This window comes from Providencia rettgeri (assembly GCF_001874625.1).
GTDB lineage: Bacteria > Pseudomonadota > Gammaproteobacteria > Enterobacterales > Enterobacteriaceae > Providencia > Providencia huashanensis.
The window spans coordinates 2,982,598-3,001,441 of the sequence record NZ_CP017671.1 but is presented as its reverse complement, the minus strand read 5'-3'; the positions used below and the strand labels follow the sequence as shown (position 1 = coordinate 3,001,441).

General features: G+C 39.9%; 15 protein-coding genes and 8 tRNA genes. 12 read left to right on the top strand and 11 right to left on the bottom strand.

The genetic code is table 11. From position 1 onward, the window contains the following. Positions 1 to 41: 41 nt before the first annotated feature. The 5 genes from crr to cysZ all read right to left on the bottom strand — a co-directional run bounded on the left by crr (position 42) and on the right by cysZ (position 5,043). On the bottom strand, positions 42 to 551 hold the full coding sequence (crr, locus tag RB151_RS13800; RefSeq protein ID WP_004264878.1) for a PTS glucose transporter subunit IIA: 510 nt from the start codon (positions 549 to 551) through the stop codon (positions 42 to 44). 48 nt (positions 552 to 599) lie between these two features. Further along, a complete protein-coding gene (gene ptsI / locus RB151_RS13795; RefSeq protein ID WP_042844601.1) occupies positions 600 to 2,327 on the bottom strand; it encodes a phosphoenolpyruvate-protein phosphotransferase PtsI in 1,728 nt (575 codons plus the stop codon). Between the two features lie 142 nt (positions 2,328 to 2,469). Continuing rightward, a complete protein-coding gene (ptsH, locus tag RB151_RS13790; protein WP_004264876.1) occupies positions 2,470 to 2,727 on the bottom strand; it encodes a phosphocarrier protein Hpr in 258 nt (85 codons plus the stop codon). 353 nt (positions 2,728 to 3,080) lie between these two features. Further along, positions 3,081 to 4,034: a cysteine synthase A gene (gene cysK, locus RB151_RS13785; protein ID WP_048607831.1), complete on the bottom strand. Its 954-nt coding sequence runs from the start codon at positions 4,032 to 4,034 to the stop codon at positions 3,081 to 3,083. A 244-nt stretch (positions 4,035 to 4,278) separates the two neighbouring features. Beyond that, the gene (cysZ, locus tag RB151_RS13780) at positions 4,279 to 5,043 is read right to left on the bottom strand and encodes a sulfate transporter CysZ (protein ID WP_042844599.1); all 765 of its coding nucleotides are present in this window, start codon (positions 5,041 to 5,043) and stop codon (positions 4,279 to 4,281) included. Between the two features lie 218 nt (positions 5,044 to 5,261). Between cysZ and zipA the strand changes: the two genes are divergently transcribed. The 4 genes from zipA to RB151_RS13760 all read left to right on the top strand — a co-directional run bounded on the left by zipA (position 5,262) and on the right by RB151_RS13760 (position 10,144). Then, a complete protein-coding gene (zipA, locus tag RB151_RS13775; protein WP_042844598.1) occupies positions 5,262 to 6,257 on the top strand; it encodes a cell division protein ZipA in 996 nt (331 codons plus the stop codon). Between the two features lie 59 nt (positions 6,258 to 6,316). Continuing rightward, positions 6,317 to 8,332: an NAD-dependent DNA ligase LigA gene (gene ligA / locus RB151_RS13770; protein WP_048607826.1), complete on the top strand. Its 2,016-nt coding sequence runs from the start codon at positions 6,317 to 6,319 to the stop codon at positions 8,330 to 8,332. A 278-nt stretch (positions 8,333 to 8,610) separates the two neighbouring features. After that, positions 8,611 to 9,795, top strand: a complete 1,185-nt coding sequence (locus tag RB151_RS13765; protein WP_042844596.1) for a NupC/NupG family nucleoside CNT transporter — start codon at positions 8,611 to 8,613, stop codon at positions 9,793 to 9,795. Between the two features lie 133 nt (positions 9,796 to 9,928). Continuing rightward, positions 9,929 to 10,144, top strand: a complete 216-nt coding sequence (locus tag RB151_RS13760; RefSeq protein WP_042844595.1) for a DUF3820 family protein — start codon at positions 9,929 to 9,931, stop codon at positions 10,142 to 10,144. Between the two features lie 10 nt (positions 10,145 to 10,154). On the opposite strand, the gene RB151_RS13755 is transcribed toward RB151_RS13760, so the two are convergent. Beyond that, the gene (locus tag RB151_RS13755) at positions 10,155 to 10,571 is read right to left on the bottom strand and encodes a MarR family winged helix-turn-helix transcriptional regulator (protein WP_042844593.1); all 417 of its coding nucleotides are present in this window, start codon (positions 10,569 to 10,571) and stop codon (positions 10,155 to 10,157) included. Positions 10,572 to 10,694: 123 nt separating this feature from the next. Here RB151_RS13755 and RB151_RS13750 point away from each other — a divergent pair, with 123 nt between their 5' ends. Further along, on the top strand, positions 10,695 to 11,447 hold the full coding sequence (locus tag RB151_RS13750; protein ID WP_071548203.1) for an SDR family NAD(P)-dependent oxidoreductase: 753 nt from the start codon (positions 10,695 to 10,697) through the stop codon (positions 11,445 to 11,447). Positions 11,448 to 11,566: 119 nt separating this feature from the next. On the opposite strand, the gene RB151_RS13745 is transcribed toward RB151_RS13750, so the two are convergent. The 3 genes from RB151_RS13745 to gltX all read right to left on the bottom strand — a co-directional run bounded on the left by RB151_RS13745 (position 11,567) and on the right by gltX (position 13,553). After that, a tRNA-Ala gene (locus RB151_RS13745) sits at positions 11,567 to 11,642 on the bottom strand. Positions 11,643 to 11,691: 49 nt separating this feature from the next. Continuing rightward, a tRNA-Ala gene (locus tag RB151_RS13740) sits at positions 11,692 to 11,767 on the bottom strand. Between the two features lie 364 nt (positions 11,768 to 12,131). Then, entirely contained in the window at positions 12,132 to 13,553 is a 1,422-nt protein-coding gene (gene gltX / locus RB151_RS13735; protein WP_042844589.1) for a glutamate--tRNA ligase, read from the bottom strand. Between the two features lie 428 nt (positions 13,554 to 13,981). Here gltX and RB151_RS13730 point away from each other — a divergent pair. The 7 genes from RB151_RS13730 (at position 13,982) to RB151_RS13700 (ending at position 16,839) form a co-directional block, all read left to right on the top strand. After that, positions 13,982 to 14,057, top strand: a tRNA-Val gene (locus RB151_RS13730). Positions 14,058 to 14,082: 25 nt separating this feature from the next. After that, positions 14,083 to 14,158 (top strand) — tRNA-Val (locus RB151_RS13725). Positions 14,159 to 14,192: 34 nt separating this feature from the next. After that, positions 14,193 to 14,268: transfer RNA gene (locus RB151_RS13720), tRNA-Val, on the top strand. A 38-nt stretch (positions 14,269 to 14,306) separates the two neighbouring features. Beyond that, a tRNA-Lys gene (locus RB151_RS13715) sits at positions 14,307 to 14,382 on the top strand. Positions 14,383 to 14,416: 34 nt separating this feature from the next. Further along, positions 14,417 to 14,492 (top strand) — tRNA-Lys (locus tag RB151_RS13710). A 33-nt stretch (positions 14,493 to 14,525) separates the two neighbouring features. Further along, positions 14,526 to 14,601, top strand: a tRNA-Lys gene (locus RB151_RS13705). Between the two features lie 1,944 nt (positions 14,602 to 16,545). Continuing rightward, the gene (locus RB151_RS13700; protein WP_042844586.1) at positions 16,546 to 16,839 is read left to right on the top strand and encodes a helix-turn-helix domain-containing protein; all 294 of its coding nucleotides are present in this window, start codon (positions 16,546 to 16,548) and stop codon (positions 16,837 to 16,839) included. A 324-nt stretch (positions 16,840 to 17,163) separates the two neighbouring features. Here the strand turns inward: RB151_RS13700 and RB151_RS13695 are convergent, their stop codons facing one another. Beyond that, positions 17,164 to 17,832 (bottom strand): methionine ABC transporter permease, encoded by a 669-nt coding sequence (locus tag RB151_RS13695; protein WP_042844584.1) that lies wholly within the window; start codon positions 17,830 to 17,832, stop codon positions 17,164 to 17,166. Next, positions 17,829 to 18,842 (bottom strand): methionine ABC transporter ATP-binding protein, encoded by a 1,014-nt coding sequence (locus RB151_RS13690; RefSeq protein WP_048607576.1) that lies wholly within the window; start codon positions 18,840 to 18,842, stop codon positions 17,829 to 17,831. The genes RB151_RS13695 and RB151_RS13690 overlap by 4 nt, the downstream gene beginning before the upstream one ends. Positions 18,843 to 18,844 lie beyond the last annotated feature (2 nt).

The following is an 18,844-nucleotide window of genomic DNA, read 5'->3' as shown; positions in this document are numbered from 1 at the left end:
GGCCTGACGGCTTTGTCTAGCGAATAGAGCGGATAGCTAGGCTATTTCTTTATACGCATGATAACTGTTTCACCAACGGTCACTGAACCCGTTAGTTTATTCAGTTCTTTAATTTCATCCATGTTAGAAATAACAACAGGAGTGAGAACCGATTTGGCTTTTTCTTCTAGCAGTGCTAAATCGAATTCGATGATTAAATCACCTTTCTTGACGGTTTGGCCTTCTTCAGCGATACGTTTGAAACCTTCGCCTTTGAGTTCAACTGTATCAATTCCGAAGTGAACAAATAGCTCTATACCATCATCTGATTCAATAGAAAATGCATGGTTAGTTTCAAAGATTTTACCAATTGTACCATCTACAGGAGCGACAATTTTATTCCCTGCTGGTTTAATCGCAATACCATCACCAACAATCTTTTCTGCGAATACAACATCTGGAACATCTTCAATATTGACAATCTCACCAGATAAAGGGGCGATAATTTCAATACTACCACTGCTACTTTTGTCTTCCGAAACGAGTGATTTCAGTTTGTCAAACAGACCCATGGACCTTCTCCTAATCGTTTTATATGGGACCGAACTAATGTGCTGTTCCTAGCATAACGTTTTTTCTTGGATAAAGGTATCTACAAGTTTCATCAATTCATCTGCTGTTGGTTGAGCAAGTGCTTGTTCAGCCAGAGCCTGAGTATCAACAAAGTTCGCATTGCGAATTAATTTTTTGATACGTGGAATTGATATTGCGCTCATACTAAATTCATCCAGCCCCATGCCAAGTAGCAATAAGGTTGCACGCTCATCTCCTGCGAGTTCCCCGCACATCCCTGTCCATTTACCTTCTGCATGTGATGCATCAATCACTTGCTTAATTAAGTTTAGGACAGCTGGTGACATTGGGTTGTAAAGATGAGAAATCAGTTCATTACCACGGTCAACCGCTAAAGTGTATTGAGTTAGATCGTTCGTCCCAATACTAAAGAAATCAACTTCTTTTGCCAAATGACGAGCAATAACTGCTGCTGCTGGTGTTTCCACCATAACACCAACTTCAATTGCTTCATCAAAGGCTTTGCCTTCTTCGCGTAATTGAGCTTTTAGTATCTCAAGTTCTGCTTTTAGTTCACGAACTTCTTCAACGGAAATGACCATTGGGAACATAATACGCAGTTTACCAAATTTAGACGCTCTTAAAATAGCTCTTAATTGTGAGTGTAGAATTTCTTTGCGGTCAAGACAAATACGAATTGCACGCCAACCAAGGAAAGGGTTTTCTTCTTTTGGCAAATTCATATACGGCAGGTCTTTATCACCACCAATATCCATTGTACGAACAATAACAGCTTGGCTGCCCATTGACTCTGCAACGGCTTTATATGCTTGGAATTGTTCTTCTTCGCTTGGGAATGAATCCCTATCCATAAATAAAAATTCGGTACGATAGAGGCCAACACCTTCTGCACCATTACGTTCAGCCCCTGCGACATCACGTACAGTACCAATATTTGCACAGACTTCAACTTGATGTCCATCAAGTGTGATTGCTGGCAAATCTTTTAATTTTGCGAGCTCTTCTTTTTCTTGCAGATATTCATCACGGAAAGCTTTTAACTTATCAACTTCAGCTTCTGATGGGTTTAAGTAGATAGTGTTATTTACACCATCTAATACGATAAAATCACCATTTTTAATTTTACTGGTTGCATCACTCGTGCCGACAATAGCAGGCAACTCAAGAGAACGAGCCATAATTGAGGTGTGTGATGTACGACCACCTAAATCGGTGATAAAACCCAGAACTTTATCTAAGTTCAGTTGTGCGGTTTCGGAAGGCGTTAAATCAGCAGCAACCAAAATCACTTCTTTGTCGATAGCGCTTAAATCAACAATTGGAATATTTAAAATATTTTTTAGTAGGCGCTTACCGATATCGCGTACATCGGCAGCACGTTCTTTCAGATACTCATCATCTAGGGACTCAAGTGCTTGGGCTTGGTCTTCAATAACGGAATAGGCGGCAGCATCAGCCGTTTTTTTGTCGCCTTTAATCAAAGAGATTATTTCTTGTTCAAGCTCTTCATCTTCTAGCAGCATAATATGACCTTCAAAAATCTCAGCTTTTTCGGCTCCAAGATTTTTTTCGGCTTTCTCTTTAATTAAAGTGAGTTGTTCGGCTGATTTGTTACGACCCTCAATAAAGCGTGCAATTTCTTTGTCTGCCTGATCGTCAGCAATCTTTTTTGTGCTAACAACGATAGGATCTTCTTTGAGGATTAAAGCCTGACCAAAAGCAAAACCCGGGGATACTAAAATTCCTGAAATCATAATATTACCTTACTGCTGCTAGTGCTAGGAGTTCTGATATTGCAGAGACCGCTATGGTTATACCGATTATATAAATATCCCCGAATGATATCATTCAGGGACAGCGAATGAGATCGGTAAGACGTTTCTCTTGCGTGCGAAATTATTCTAATTCGCCCATCAGTTTAACTAAATGTTCAACGGCTTCTTTCTCATCTTCACCTTCAGCGGAAATGGTGACCACTGTACCTTGAGTTAAACCCAAAGTTTGTAATTTGAACAGGCTTTTTGCGCTAGCGGATTTGCCGCCAGAAATCAAAGAAATATCAGAAGAGAATGCTTTTGCTTCTTTCACAAATTGAGCTGCAGGACGAGTATGTAGACCATTTGGTGCCGTAATAGTGACTTCTTGCTGGAACATAGTATTTCCTCAATAACTTTAGTTTTTTTAATTACCCAGCCTATTGTAGATGAAATAGACTAGGTTTGCGTATAGTTAGATTATTAACTTGCAAAAAGGTTTCCTACTTTGTGCGGTATCAACCCTTTTTCAGTTTTTGCCTCTGAAGTTATGTTTTTTTAGCCACTTTGCAACTACCAGATGTTTGCGGTGGAGGTGACTAAAAAGTGATTAATTTCGAGGTGCAAAATAATTACTATGTTTAATACTAAACCCCGAATTAGAAATCATCTCCATCCGTGCTAAACTTTGATCTGCACCACAAAAAAAGCACCTTTAAGGTGCTTTTTTAACGAATTTGCAACGAAATTATGTTAGTCAGCAGAAATGTCAGCAAACAGAACAGTTGATAAATAACGCTCACCTGATGAAGGTAAAATTACGACTATATTTTTGCCTTTATATGCAGGGTCTGCAGCAATTTTTGTTGCGGCTGCGATGGCAGCGCCTGATGAAATACCCGCAAGGATACCTTCTTTTTCCATTAATTCACGGGCTGTTTTAACTGCCTCATCATCACTGATTTGAATGACTTTATCGAGTAGTTTTAGGTCTAAGTTACCGGGGATGAAACCAGCACCAATACCTTGAATTTTATGAGGCCCTGGCTTAATTTCTTCACCTGCCAATGCTTGGGTGATAACTGGGGAAGTTTCAGGCTCAACAGCAACGATGGTAACTTCTTTGCCTTTGGTATTTTTTAGATACTTTGCAATCCCTGTGATAGTACCGCCTGTTCCGACGCCCGCAACGACGACATCAACATTACCGTCGGTATCTTCCCAAATTTCAGGGCCGGTTGTTTTTTCGTGAATTTCAGGGTTGGCAGGATTGTTAAATTGCTGAAGTAAAAGGTACTTTTTAGGGTTACTATTGACAATTTCTTCAGCTTTAGCAATGGCGCCTTTCATGCCTTTTGCACCCTCAGTAAGGACAAGGTTAGCCCCTAAGGCTTTGAGCAATTTACGGCGCTCGATACTCATGGTTTCTGGCATTGTAAGGGTCAATTTATACCCCCTAGCCGCGGCAACATAAGCAAGAGCAATCCCAGTATTACCACTCGTTGGTTCCACTAACTCTTTATCTTTATTTAGGATACCTTTTTTCTCCGCATCCCAAATCATGTTAGCGCCAATACGGCACTTTACACTGAAACTTGGGTTGCGTGATTCCACTTTTGCTAAAATATTACCATTACCAAAATGCTTTAAACGCACAAGAGGAGTGTGTCCAATGGTCAACGAATTATCTTCATAGATTTTGCTCATGGGATATCCTTAAAAATCGGTTAGCGAGTAAAATTGTGTCACTCAGTCAAGACAAAAAATAATATGAATTCAACATACGTGAACAACAAATTAATGCAAATATGATTTGAATATAAGCTTATAACAAAATGCTATTTTAGATCTAATTGTTCTAAGAATGAAATTAAAGCAAAAAATTGATGGTGTGAATGTGTGTGTTGGCATGCGCAGGCGATGAAGCCTGCGCTTATCGGTTAGAAAATACTTAGTAACGGGCGTAACGTCCGCGATACCTATCAACCCACATGAGTGTCGCGCCGCAGACAGCAACAGGCATGATGACTAAATTTACGAAAGGTAGCATCATGAGTAAACTGATGACGCCACCAAATTGAATATTTCTCATGCGTTCTTTCGCAAGCGCTTGTTTCATTTCACTAAAGCCAACGCGATGGTTATCAAATGGGTAATCACAATATTGAATTGACATCATCCAAGCCCCAAATAGGAACCACAAAACAGGTGCTATGGTTTGGCCAATACCCGGAATAAAAAATAAAATCAATAAACCAAGTGCGCGGGGTAAATAATAACCAATACGCACAAACTCACGTTTTATCATGCGTGGAACATCTTTTAGTAGTTCCGCCATTCCTGTGTCAGGAGCGGGTTTCCCTGTCAGTTCGGCTTCTAGTTTTTCAGATAACCAACCATTAAATGGGGCTGCAATAATATTTGCAATGGTACTGAAAAAATAGGTAAAAACTAATAAGATAGAAATCACCGCTAATGGAAAAAACACATAATCAAGCCATTGTAGCCAACTCGGAATATAACTCATCACTTGGTCTATCCAGCCGCCAAGCTTAGTGTATAACCACCAAAAAGCACCTCCTAAGAAAATAATATTTGCTAATAAGGGCAAAATGACAAAGCGTTTAATACCAGGACGTGTAACTAGTCGCCACCCTTGTGTAAAATAATAAAAGCCAGAATGGTCTTTTTGTGGCGAAAATGTCGATTGGGTCATACTTCTTGTTCTCTCCTTTTCGGTTGACTATGTATCATATAGGTATGAAACTAGGCTGACTAGCCATTATTTGCTTAAAAAAGCAGCAAACGAAAGCGGAATATTCTCTTTCTTGTAAGAAAATCGTTCTGAGGGTTGCACTTAGAGCAATTGAGAAATAATCTTAAGGTAGTTTCCGCCGTGTTGGCATAATCATTCATCAACTAGAGATAACAGCGATGCAGGATTTGCGTCTGATATTAGTGGTCGTAGGTGCGATAGCCATTGTCGCTTTATTACTGCATGGTTTATGGACCAGCCGTAAAGAGCGGTCAACGTTATTTCGCGACAGACCGGTAAAACGTCGAAAAAGCGAAACGCAGGATAAATCATCTGAGTATGATGATTCTGTATTATTTACTGAGGACAAACCCACTCAGCAGGGGGCGATTCAACCCGCAGTAGCAGACCCACTTGATTCAGCAAAAAATGAATCTCAAGTTGAGCCAAACATACGGCCAGTAGCTCCGGTTGAGCCTGAACCTAAATTGGCGGCGGCTTCTGAACATCTGGCTAATGAAGAACCTGTGGTGACTGTACGCACTGAACCCTCTCATGCTCCAGAGCAATTGACTATCAATATGAATGATGAGTCAGTTACTGAGCCACAAGTTAGCACCCAACCTGTGCGGCCTACTGCGATTGAGCCACACATTGATTCAAATAACCTGAAAGAAGAGCCACAGTCGATACAACATGAACAAACAACGGCGAACACTGAAACGAAAGCTGAGCCGCAGGAAGATTCTGCTACAACAAATAGCAAGGAGACAGTTTTGGTACTTCATGTAGCAGCTCATCATGGGCAAGAGCTACAAGGTGAAGTATTATTGCAAAGCATCCTTCAAGCAGGGTTCCAGTTTGGTGAAATGAAAATATTCCACCGTCATGTCAACCCGTCGGGTACTGGGCCTGTATTATTTAGTTTAGCCAATATGGTTAAACCAGGTTCCTTTGATCCTGAAACGATGTCTGATTTCACAACTCCGGGTGTTTCCATGTTTATGATGGTGCCATCTTATGGTGATGCAGGGCAGAATTTCAAATTGATGTTACAAGCCGCTCAGCGTATCGCATCCGATGCGGGTGGTGTTGTGCTTGATGATGAGCGCAAGATGCTCACACCTCAAAAAATAGAGGTGTACCACGCGCGGATCAGAAGCACGTTAAACTAAATAATCGTTTTATAAAGGCCCCCTTAACTGGGGGTTTTTTATCTTTAATGAGTGTGATCATGACTACCAAGCAAGAAATAGACCAATTAAAAAAACAGTTACGTCATCATGAATATCAGTACCATGTATTAGACGCACCCGAAATTCCAGATGTTGAATACGATAAACTTATGCAACGTCTGAAAAGTATAGAAGAGGCGCATCCAGAGCTTATTACGAGTGATTCGCCAACTCAGCGGGTTGGTGCTGCGCCTTTATCGGCGTTTGAAACGGTTCGCCATGAAATTCCAATGCTGTCATTAGATAATGTTTTTGATGAAGCGAGTTATTTAGCTTTTGATAAACGTGTTAGAGACCGCTTAAAAAACCATGAAGAGCTTACATTCTGTTGCGAATTAAAGCTTGATGGGCTAGCAGTTAGTTTATTGTATGAAAATGGTGAGCTAGTACAGGCTGCGACGCGTGGAGATGGGACGGTTGGTGAAAATATTACTGCCAACGTACGGACCATTCGAGCTATCCCCTTGCGTTTGACTGGGGATAATATCCCAGATCGAGTGGAGATCCGTGGTGAAGTCTTTATGCCACAAAAAGGGTTTGAAGCATTGAATGAAGAAGCGCGTAGGACAGATGGCAAAGTATTCGCAAATCCGCGTAATGCCGCAGCGGGCTCTTTACGTCAACTTGACCCACGCATTACAGCGAAAAGGCCATTAACTTTCTATTGCTATGGTGTTGGGGTTGTTGAGGGAGAAACATTACCTGATACTCATTATGGGCGTTTGATGCAGTTTAAAGCGTGGGGTTTGCCTGTTAGTGACTATGTTCAATTGTGTGTTGGCTCGCAAGCTGTATTAGATTTTTATCGCGAAATAGAACAAGCTCGACCAAGTCTTGGTTTTGACATCGATGGCGTCGTTATCAAGGTCAACTCAATTGCTATTCAAGAGGAATTAGGCTTTGTTTCACGAGCGCCACGTTGGGCTACGGCATTTAAATTTCCAGCTCAGGAACAAATAACTCAATTGAAAGACGTTGAGTTCCAAGTCGGGCGTACTGGGGCTATTACGCCCGTTGCGCGTCTTGAACCTGTGCAAGTTGCCGGGGTGATCGTGAGCAATGCGACGCTACATAATGCCGATGAAATTGAACGTCTTGGGGTTCACATTGGTGATACCGTTATTATCCGCCGTGCAGGGGATGTGATCCCGCAAATTGTCAGTGTCGTGGTTGAAAAACGTCCTGTTAATAGCCGTGAAATCGTGTTTCCAACCCATTGCCCTGTTTGTGGCTCTGATATTGAACGCATTGAAGGCGAAGCCGTAGCGCGTTGTACTGGGGGGTTGATTTGTGGCGCACAGCGCAAAGAGGCTTTAAAACACTTTGTTTCTCGTCGTGCCATGGATGTTGATGGCATGGGGGATAAAATTATCGATCAACTGGTTGAAAAAGAATATGTCAAAACGCCAGCTGACCTTTATCAATTGAGTGCAGGTATTTTAACTGGTTTAGACCGTATGGGGCCTAAATCAGCTCAAAACTTAGTCACTGCACTAGAAAAATCGAAACAAACAACACTGGCACGTTTTATTTATGCATTAGGTATTCGCGAAGTTGGAGAAGCTACTGCGGCTAATCTTGCAGCGCATTATGCAACATTAGAAGCGGTAATGTGTGCAGACGAAGAGTCACTGAAAACTGTTCAAGATATCGGTCATGTGGTGGCGAAACATGTCGTGAATTTCTTCCGCGAAGAACATAACCAAGCCGTTATTAACGACCTGATTACTAAGGCTAATATTCACTGGCCAGAAGTGAAGGTCGTGAACAGTGCTGAAATTGATAGTCCATTTGCTGGCAAAACAGTGGTATTAACTGGGTCAATGAGTGTATTAACCCGCGATGAAGCAAAAGACAAGCTGGTCGCTTTAGGTGCAAAGGTGGCTGGAAGTGTTTCTAAGAAAACGGATATGGTGATTGCAGGGGAAGCGGCAGGTTCTAAATTAGTGAAAGCGAATGAGTTGGGTATTCAGGTTATAGATGAAAATGAGTTAATACGTTTGCTGAATATTTAATGGTGAACTATATTCAATCTAATTTTGTTGCTTACAAGGTGGTAAGCAACAAAATAATACTTAGGTCGTTGTAAGCCTTAACTTAAATTTTCATTAAGATTTCTGTGCAAAAAAAAGTGATTACAGGGTTTTGTCATAGTTGAAACGTGACCGCCTTCTTCTTTTTGCAAAATACACCTAGTAAGCTTTCATATTAATGTGACCACCGTCTCATTTAAATGTTGTCTATTACATAGAATATGCACATAGACTGATTCTTAAATTTGTTGGAGTCGCATATGACCTCGATCCTGCATTTCGTTTTATCCTTAGTAGTAATTGCTGCTCTTGCAATTTTAGCAAGTAGTAACCGTAGCGCGATCCGCCCCCGCTATGTTATTCAACTCCTTGTTATTCAAATTGCGTTGGCTTACCTTTTCTTAAAATCTAATATCGGCGAATCTTTTGTAATGGGTGTAGCAGGGGTGTTTACTCACTTGCTAGGCTATGCAGCGGAAGGGACGAAATTTATTTTTGGCGGCATGATTGAGGGCAATTTAGCGTTCTTTTTCTTACAAGTCTTGTGTCCAATCATCTTTATTTCTGCATTAATTGGTATTTTACAACACGTCAAAATTTTACCTATCGTGATCCGCATTATCGGTACTGTATTATCGAAAGTGAACGGTATGGGGAAATTAGAGTCATTTAACGCAGTAAGCTCATTATTGTTAGGGCAGTCAGAGAACTTTATCGCGTATAAAGACCAACTCAATAGAATGTCAGAGCGCAGAATGTACACCATGGCGGCAACCGCAATGTCTACTGTATCAATGTCTATCGTTGGTGCTTATATGACCATGTTGGAACCTCGCTTTGTGGTCGCGGCATTAGTGCTTAATATGTTTGGTACTTTCGTTGTTTTATCATTAATTAACCCGTACCCACCAGAAGGTGAAGAAGACATCCAAATGAGCAATTTGCATGAAGGGCAAAGCTTTTTTGAAATGTTAGGCGAATATATCCTTGCTGGGTTTAAAGTCGCAATTATAGTATCAGCTATGTTGATTGGTTTTATTGCCCTAATTGCGATGGTTAATGGTATTTTCTCTGCAGTATTCGGCGTTGATTTCCAAACGATGTTAGGTTACGTGTTTTATCCATTTGCTTGGGTCCTTGGTATTCCTGCGGATGAAGCTTTACAAGTTGGCGGCATCATGGCAGTTAAGATGGTCACGAATGAGTTTGTCGCAATGGATGGCTTACAAGCGATTGCTGGTGGCTTATCAGAACGTTCTGTCGGTATCTTATCGGTGTTCTTAGTCTCTTTTGCTAACTTTTCATCTATCGGTATTATTGCTGGTGCAATTAAAGGGTTAGATGAAAAACAAGGTAATACAGTAGCACGCTTTGGTTTGAAACTATTATACGGTTCAACATTAGTGAGCTTCCTATCGGCAGCTGTTGTTGGCTTAGTTTTGTAATCAATAAAAAAGTGTTAAATTGGCAAAACGGCGTTCAAATGAGCGCCGTTTTGCTTTCATATAAAAAAGAAAACTGTTAAAAGAACAGATAAAACGCAGTCAAAGACACAACACTAAAAATGTAAGAGAACAAATGGAAAAACAAGATCTCATCGACATAGCAAATACCTATATGCCGTTTGGTAAGTACAAGGGGCGTGTGCTAATAGATTTGCCAGAGGAATATTTACTTTGGTTCTATAAGAAAGGAGAGTTCCCTGCGGGGCGTTTAGGGCAATTAATGGAAATGACCTTAGGGTTAAAAATTGAAGGGCTTGAAGGCCTTGTGAAGCCACTTAAACGCAGTTAAGCAGCTAAGGCTATTTGTGGCTTAGGGAATCAGTAATTTTCTTACTCAAATTAATAAACAGTTCTTGCTCTTGTTGAGTTAATACTGTTTTAACCTTTAAGGCATTTTCAGCACGGCCAGTGGCTGCACGTTGTAAGAAATCATGCCCTTTTCTTGTTAAGTGGGTGATCAGTTCCCGCTTATCTTCTTCAGATTGATACTGTTCAACAAAATCATAGGATTTTAGGACTCGAAGAAATTTCGATAAATTTTGGCGGGAAAGTCCAAGGGATTGGCTTAATTGGCTCGGCGTCAAATCACCTTTAAGCCTTAATATTTCTAGTACATCATATTGGCCCCAAGTTATTTGCTCGGGGGTAAAGCTCGCTCTGCGAGCCACTAATGTACATTGTAATAATGAAAGCGCATCTTCAAGAGCATCTGACATAAAAAATGTTCCTTAATATTCAATCACTCAAGTATACATTGACTTTTTAGATAAAACGATACATTGATTAACTAAAGTTAATTGTTTATAGTTAACTTTAGTTAATCATAATTGAGGTACATCATGGGGAAATTTAACGACCGAATAGCGCTTATAACGGGCGCATCAACAGGCGTTGGCTTTGGTATTGCTCAGAAATTACATTCCCTCGGAGCGACTGTTGTTATAACAGGGCGCAATCAGCTTACATTAACACAAGCTGCGAAAGAAATAGATCCAACGGGTCAACGCATCAGCACTATCAAAATGGATGTTGCAAATGCGCAAGATTTCAAAGCAACGATTGAAAAAATTGAGCAGCAGTACGGTGCTTTGCATTATCTGGTGAATAATGCGGGTATCACTGGCCCACATGGTGTCAATGTAGAGGATTACCCATTAAAGGCTTGGCATGATGTGGTTGCAACAGATATCACGGGGACGTTCCATGGTTTAAAATATAGCATCCCTAGTATTTTGCGTAGTGGAGGCGGAGCGATTGTCAATTTATCTGCTTGTAATGGGGTGACAGGGATCGCAGGGATTGCACCTTATACGGCGGCAAAACATGCAGTGTTAGGGCTTACGCGCTCTGTGGCGTTAGAGAATGCGCAAAAAGATATTCGTATTAATGCTGTTGGCCCAGGTTATGTACAAACGCCTAATATTGAGAGGTTACCGCAAGCAACTCAGGAATGGATGTCTTCAACACACCCAATGGGCAGGATGGCGACAAGGGAAGAAATTGCTAATGTGGTCGCCTTTTTATTATCAGATGAAAGCAGCTTTATGACAGGCGCATTTATTCCTATTGATGGTGGTTATACAGCACAATAATGTAGTAAGTATTAAATATAATGGAGTGCAAATGAGGTAAAAGTAAATTGATGTTTTACGACATTAATGAAAAAACAAGCGATGTTAGTAAGAAGAAACGAGTAATCAGAGGAAATTATTGGTGGAGCTAAGCGGGATCGAACCGCTGACCTCTTGCATGCCATGCAAGCGCTCTCCCAGCTGAGCTATAGCCCCAATAGAATAATTTTGATGTTGTATTAATGCCACCTAACAGGGAATTAGATGGTGGAGCTAAGCGGGATCGAACCGCTGACCTCTTGCATGCCATGCAAGCGCTCTCCCAGCTGAGCTATAGCCCCAAATACAATTCTTTTGGACGTTGGGATGATATTCAAGGCTAGGGGGAGTGTCAATCAAATAATGGTGTTTTGACACTGACTGCTTAAATATAAAGCAAACATCAGTTAATTCAAATGATTGAAGTGGCTAATTGGCACGGTTAGGTTGCAGTTATGATTTAAAGCGCTTGATGAGATAGGCTGCTTTTCCTTATTTCCGCTAGGCTAATTTTTTATTTAAGAGCTTTGAGCGTAATGGTAGAGCACCTAGATTAAATTGATTGGTATGGGTGGGTTAAGTCATTTTTTATATGGCATGAATACATATCTAAATAAAAGCCCCATGCCTAATAAATAACATGGAGCTTTTAAACTTTAGTTTTTATTATTGTGCGCTTGCTTCGCGTTCACTAATAAAGGAGAGTGCTTTGTCAATACGAGCGATAGAGCGTGCTTGGCCAATTGCATGAACAGTAACATCAAGGCCTGGTGATTGGCCTGCACCTGTTACAGCGACACGTAAAGGCATTCCCACTTTCCCCATACCGACTTCAAGTTGCTCAGCGGTAGCTTCAATCGCTTTATGGACATTTTCAGCATTCCAGTCTGTGATTGCAGCCAGTTTGTCTTTAACTACTTCTAATGGTTGACGAGCGACAGGGCGTAGGTGTTTTTTCGCCGCATCGGCATCAAACTCTTCAAAATCTTGATAGAAATAATGACAAGATTCGGCCATTTCTTTTAGGGTCTTGCAACGTTCACCCAATAGCTTAATTAAATCAACTAACTGAGGACCTGTACTCGTGTCGATATTTTGCTGTTCAATATGCCATGCAAGGTAAGTCGCTACTTCTTCAGCAGGTAGTGTGTTGATATAGTGATGGTTTAACCACAGCAGTTTATCTGTATTAAACGCACTTGCTGATTTGCTGATCGCATCTAGAGTAAAATACTCTTTCATTTCATCAACAGTAAAAATTTCTTGATCCCCATGGGACCAACCTAGGCGAACTAAGTAATTTAATAGTGCTTGAGGTAAATAACCATCATCACGATATTGCATAACACTTACTGCACCATGGCGTTTTGATAATTTTTTACCGTCATCACCTAAAATCATTGAAACGTGTGCATATTCTGGAACTGGTGCACCTAATGCTTTTAGGATGTTAATTTGGCGAGGCGTGTTATTGATATGGTCTTCACCGCGGATCACGTGAGTGATTTCCATATCCCAGTCATCAATAACTACACAGAAGTTATAAGTTGGTGAACCATCTGTACGGCGAATGATTAAATCATCGAGTTCTTGGTTGCTAAATTCAATTGGCCCACGAATCCTATCATCAAAAATTACAGAACCCTCTTGTGGGTTTCGGAAACGAACAACGTGAGGTTCATCAGGAGTGTGGTTATGAGCGTGATCACGGCAGCAACCGTCATAGCGAGGTTTTTCATTGTTTGCCATTTGCTGTTCACGTAACGCTTCTAAACGCTCTTTTGAGCAGTAACAGCGATATGCAGTACCTGCATCTAACATTTGGTCAATGACAGCATTGTATCGGTCGAAACGCTTAGTTTGATAATAAGGACCCTCATCCCAATTTAAATTCAACCAGTTCATACCGTCCATAATGGCATCGATAGCTTCCTGAGTTGAGCGTTCTAAGTCGGTGTCTTCAATACGCAGGACAAATTCGCCCTGATTGTGGCGACTAAATAACCAGGAATACAGAGCAGTACGAGCACCACCAACGTGTAAATAGCCAGTTGGGCTAGGTGCAAAACGGGTTTTGATTTTACTCATCGAGATTGCCTTAATTGCAAAACATTGTTTTTGAATTGCTTATTTGCTCGCTAGCCAATCGAAGAACTGAAACAAGACATCATTAAATAGGGTTTGTGCAGGACGTTCTGGCTAGTGATATTTATAAGCATTGCTAAAATGTGACTCTATTCTATCATCCTGTAGTGATTCCTCAATCAAGTTATCAAAATAGAAGGAAAGAAAATGATTATTTTGCCGATAAAAATAAAAATAAATGTGGAGGAAAACAATTTTCACTTTTTTGAGCGATAAAATAAGGGTGAAATATATAGGTAATTGATTAAAAAGGCAGCTTTTATGGCGAATATTGAAACATCTTGATTATTTTTGCAACGAACGAAAAAAATCTATTGAAAAATCGTTGACTCAGAACTCAGTATCCCTATAATGCACCTCCATCGACGACGGGGCGATTAGCTCAGTTGGTAGAGCACCTCCCTTACAAGGAGGGGGTCAGTGGTTCGAGCCCGCTATCGCCCACCACCGTTGACGATGAAAATAAATAATTGGGCGATTAGCTCAGTTGGTAGAGCACCTCCCTTACAAGGAGGGGGTCAGTGGTTCGAGCCCGCTATCGCCCACCAATTATTTATGAAAATGTGGAATAAGTCATGAAGTGGGCGATTAGCTCAGTTGGTAGAGCACCTCCCTTACAAGGAGGGGGTCAGTGGTTCGAGCCCGCTATCGCCCACCACTTCATTTGTTACTCGCATTAAAAATACGAAATTAGATGGGTCGTTAGCTCAGTCGGTAGAGCAGTTGACTTTTAATCAATTGGTCGCAGGTTCGAATCCTGCACGACCCACCATCTAAAAGAAACAAACAATTCAAGCAGTTCAGATGGGTCGTTAGCTCAGTCGGTAGAGCAGTTGACTTTTAATCAATTGGTCGCAGGTTCGAATCCTGCACGACCCACCATCTAAAGAAACAAACAATTCAAGCAATTCAGATGGGTCGTTAGCTCAGTCGGTAGAGCAGTTGACTTTTAATCAATTGGTCGCAGGTTCGAATCCTGCACGACCCACCATCTCAACAGCAATTCAAGCCAATTCACTACCCCGTAAACGCTCAGTCGCCATCCATACCTCGGCAAGCTGGTTGCAGGTTCAGGCCGCAGGCTAAATTCGTAGAATTTAAATCCTGCACGACCCACCATCTCAACAGCAGTTCAAGCCAATTCACTACCCCGTAAATACTCAGTCACCAATTCATACCTCGGCAAGCTGGTTGCAGGTTCAGGCCGCAGGCTAAATTCGTAGAATTTAAATCCTGCACGACCCACCATCTCAACAGCAATTCAAGCCAATTCACTACCCCGTAAACGCTCAGTCGCCATCCATACCTCGGCAAGCTGGTTGCAGGTTCAGGCCGCAGGCTAAATTCGTAGAATTTAAATCCTGCACGACCCACCATCTCAACAGCAGTTCAAGCCAATTCACTACCCCGTAAATACTCAGTCACCAATTCATACCTCGGCAAGCTGGTTGCAGGTTCAGGCCGCAGGCTAAATTCGTAGAATTTAAATCCTGCACGACCCACCATCTCAACAGCAATTCAAGCCAATTCACTACCCCGTAAATACTCAGTCACCAATCCATACCTCGGCAAGCTGGTTGCAGGTTCAGGCCGCAGGCTAAATTCGTAGAATTTAAATCCTGCACGACCCACCATCTCAACAGCAATTCAAGCCAATTCACCGCCCCGTAAACGCTCAGTCGCCATCCATACCTCGGCAAGCTGGTTGCAGGTTCAGGCCGCAGGCTAAATTCGTAGAATTTAAATCCTGCACGACCCACCATCTCAACAGCAATTCAAGCCAATTCACCGTCCCGTAAATGCTCAGTCGCTAAGCAGTACTTTGATCTTGAAGATAGCGGTTATGGAATAAAACCGGCATCTGCAATGTTTATTCACCATACATAAGATAAACTTGTTGAAATGTAGGTGAACATTGAAACAGTATTTTTGCATGGTTAGAGACAATATCTTAAAAATTACATAACCATTTGATGTAAAGTCATAATTGTATTTTTTATCTGGAGAGGTTGGCAATAATGATAGATAATCTGATAGGCTTAAATAAGCATTGGTTAATTAAAATAATAGTATTGTAGTAACATAAGGTGGGATATCGAGTTTCACTATCTGTCTTAATTATGCAATAATGCAATGATATTATCATCTGAAGTTAAACTCTGTTTGAGTGTTATTTTTTGATATTTAATTCCAACCATGCTCTTGGGACGATAAAAATAACAATATTAAATTTAGATTATCAATTAGCATTATTTATTCATAATTTTGTGATGTTCATCAAGTAAAGTGAATAATAAACTTTTTTAACGTTAATGTTTTGTTATCTTGATAGTTATGATTTGGTAGGTATTTACCTTGCTGCTTTAAAAATTTAGCATTTTGGTTAATTGTAACAGAATGGTGCTTTTTGTAACTCATTGATGTTTAATATTACCAAATAGTTTTAGAGGTAAAATTTATTGTTTTTACTATTTTTTACATAAAACTAGCAAATATGCTCATATTTTCACTTCCAAGTGCCTGTACTACTTTAATATCATTAATAATGTTACAGTGTTAAATTATTCTGTTTATTTCCTTTATTTTCAGGTTATACATCGGTGTGAAGGTTTTTTTTTAGATTAATATTCTGATATCAGCCAAGTGACTGAAGGGGATAGGCATAAACCGACGAGTCCTAATCATTATAATTGATTGATATTACAATATTTTATTGTTACTTTAAGAGTGTGAAATGATTTGTTACATAGTTGCAATGTCATTTTAAGACTAGTTGAAAGTAATTAGAAGGCTAGTATATCATTCTTTCCGATATTGGCTGAGTCGTCTTTAGCTTTATCAAAGTTACACAAATTAAATAAAGATAAAAATAAAAAATGCAGTTAACTATCTGCAGACTTTTATTTCATTAATATAAATTGAAGCGAGAATGTTTATGAATACAAAATATCCTGTCGCTTGTGCAGTTGGACAAAAAATTAAAGCACTAAGAAAAGCTCAAGGTTATACGGTTTTTCAGTTAGCCAAAGAGATAGATATCAGTGAGCAGCAATTATTTCGTTACGAGCGTGGCGTTAATCGTATTGACATAGATTGTCTTGTTCGCGTACTAAAAATATTAGACGTCAATATGGGTGAATTCTTTAGTGAAATACTACAAGATGACGAACATATAGATGAGAGAAGGGACACAAAAGGATTTGATGATTCAATCTATACTCTTGTATGATACAAATAATTATTTTGTCTCAAAATGAAACTTAATTTAATTTTTATTCTTAATTGTTTCAATTAAGAACATAAATTAATGCACTGATGTGCGTATTTCAAAAAGAGTATAATTATATTATTTATCTCTCATATCGAATGATATTAAAAATAAAAGCCCGAGTTGGGCTTTTATTTTATTATTATATAAATACGGAACTAAACTATTTAACTTAATAATAGATAAATAATAAATAACACTGATTCATAGATAATGCTGGATGAGTTAATTACTAACTGACCGGTAATATATACTTGCTTCCAGTGTTATCTGTATTATCTATAGTTAATGATATCGTGCTTTTTTAGCTAAATAATCACCAATAAATTGCATACTTTGTACAATGATTATCAATGTAACAACCGTTATGGCCATTGCTACATTATCAAATCTTTGATAACCATAATTTAGCGCTAAGTCACCCACACCACCGCCACCGACGGCCCCTGCCATTGCAGTTGCTCCAACTAAAGTAATGCTTGCAGCTGTTAGACTAAGGATCAGTGATGATTTTGCTTCAGGTAAAATAAAATGCCAAACAATTTGCCAATTAGTTGCTCCCATAGAGTCTGCTGCTTCAATAATTCCTGAATGTACACTTAGCAATGAATTTTCGACTAAGCGAGCGGTATAGGGGGCGATAAAAATGACTAAAGGCACTATTGCTGCTGTTGTCCCTATTGATGTGCCTACCATAAAACGCGTTAATGGGATCATTGCGACCAATAAAATAATAAAAGGTAATGAGCGAATGACATTGATAATTGGGTTTACAATCCGATAAATGGATTTATTTTCCCAAATACCTCCAGGCCGAGTCACTACGAGCAATATTCCTAACAAAATACCGAATACGGCTCCTAAAATGAGGGCAACACTGACCATAGTAAATGTTTCGGACATGGCGAGTAGAAACTGTTTACTTGTTAAAGCTGTTTCGAATAATGGTGTCATAATGCCCCCTTATTGACTGCGACCCCTCGATGACGAAGAAACAAAATTGCGTCATTGATTTTTTCTTTGTCACCAATAATTTGTACAAACATACTCCCTAGTACTACACCGCTGATTTCTTTCATGTTGGCAAACAGGATATTGATTTTGACGATATTTTTCAGTATCAACTCATTCACAACAGGCTCTTGAGCGGAAGCCCCTAAAAACTCTAATCGGTAGACATCTTGTTGATGTTCTAAATTATGGAGAACACGTTCGGGGATCTCCTGATTCAAAACGGTTCCAACAAATTTTTGTGTTGTCAGATGTTGTGGGTTTGCAAAAATATCGAGCACTGTACCTTCTTCGACAATTTTGCCTGATTCCATAACTGCAACACGGTTACAAACTTGTTCGATAACCTCCATTTCATGGGTGACAAGCAAAATTGTAATATTTTGCTCTTGGTTAATTTTCTTTAGTAATTGAAGAATTGAACGGGTTGTTTGTGGGTCGAGTGCTGAGGTCGCTTCATCACATAATAAGATTTGTGGGTTATTGATGAGTGCTCGGGCAATACCAACGCGTTGTTTTTGCCCGCCAGATAACTGCCCCGGGTATTGGTTTTTCTTATCGCTAAGCTCTACAAATTCAAGAATATTATCAATTCGACGATTGATTTCTTGTTTATCGACGCCTGAGAGTAACAGAGGCATAGCAATATTTTGTGCGACAGTTTTAGTTTCTAATAAATTGAAATGCTGAAAAATCATACCAATACTTTTTTTATGCGCACGTATCTCAGCAGGGGTATGGTGCGCAATATTTTGCTCATTAATAATGATGGCGCCATTAGTAGGTTTTTCTAATTGATTAACTAAGCGGATAAGGGAGCTTTTACCTGCGCCGCTATAACCAATAAAACCAAAGATGTCCCCTTGATTGATATGCAAATTAATACCTTGCAATGCAACTAAAGATTGCCCATCTTTTTCATATATCTTCTGTACATCTTGAAAGGTAATCATAA

Coding starts and splice junctions, on each gene's coding strand:
- crr (WP_004264878.1), bottom strand. CDS start 551: ATGGGTCTGTTTGACAAACTGAAATCACTCGTTTCGGAAGACAAAAGT.
- ptsI (WP_042844601.1), bottom strand. CDS start 2,327: ATGATTTCAGGAATTTTAGTATCCCCGGGTTTTGCTTTTGGTCAGGCT.
- ptsH (WP_004264876.1), bottom strand. CDS start 2,727: ATGTTCCAGCAAGAAGTCACTATTACGGCACCAAATGGTCTACATACT.
- cysK (WP_048607831.1), bottom strand. CDS start 4,034: ATGAGCAAAATCTATGAAGATAATTCGTTGACCATTGGACACACTCCT.
- cysZ (WP_042844599.1), bottom strand. CDS start 5,043: ATGACCCAATCGACATTTTCGCCACAAAAAGACCATTCTGGCTTTTAT.
- zipA (WP_042844598.1), top strand. CDS start 5,262: ATGCAGGATTTGCGTCTGATATTAGTGGTCGTAGGTGCGATAGCCATT.
- ligA (WP_048607826.1), top strand. CDS start 6,317: ATGACTACCAAGCAAGAAATAGACCAATTAAAAAAACAGTTACGTCAT.
- RB151_RS13765 (WP_042844596.1), top strand. CDS start 8,611: ATGACCTCGATCCTGCATTTCGTTTTATCCTTAGTAGTAATTGCTGCT.
- RB151_RS13760 (WP_042844595.1), top strand. CDS start 9,929: ATGGAAAAACAAGATCTCATCGACATAGCAAATACCTATATGCCGTTT.
- RB151_RS13755 (WP_042844593.1), bottom strand. CDS start 10,571: ATGTCAGATGCTCTTGAAGATGCGCTTTCATTATTACAATGTACATTA.
- RB151_RS13750 (WP_071548203.1), top strand. CDS start 10,695: ATGGGGAAATTTAACGACCGAATAGCGCTTATAACGGGCGCATCAACA.
- gltX (WP_042844589.1), bottom strand. CDS start 13,553: ATGAGTAAAATCAAAACCCGTTTTGCACCTAGCCCAACTGGCTATTTA.
- RB151_RS13700 (WP_042844586.1), top strand. CDS start 16,546: ATGAATACAAAATATCCTGTCGCTTGTGCAGTTGGACAAAAAATTAAA.
- RB151_RS13695 (WP_042844584.1), bottom strand. CDS start 17,832: ATGACACCATTATTCGAAACAGCTTTAACAAGTAAACAGTTTCTACTC.
- RB151_RS13690 (WP_048607576.1), bottom strand. CDS start 18,842: ATGATTACCTTTCAAGATGTACAGAAGATATATGAAAAAGATGGGCAA.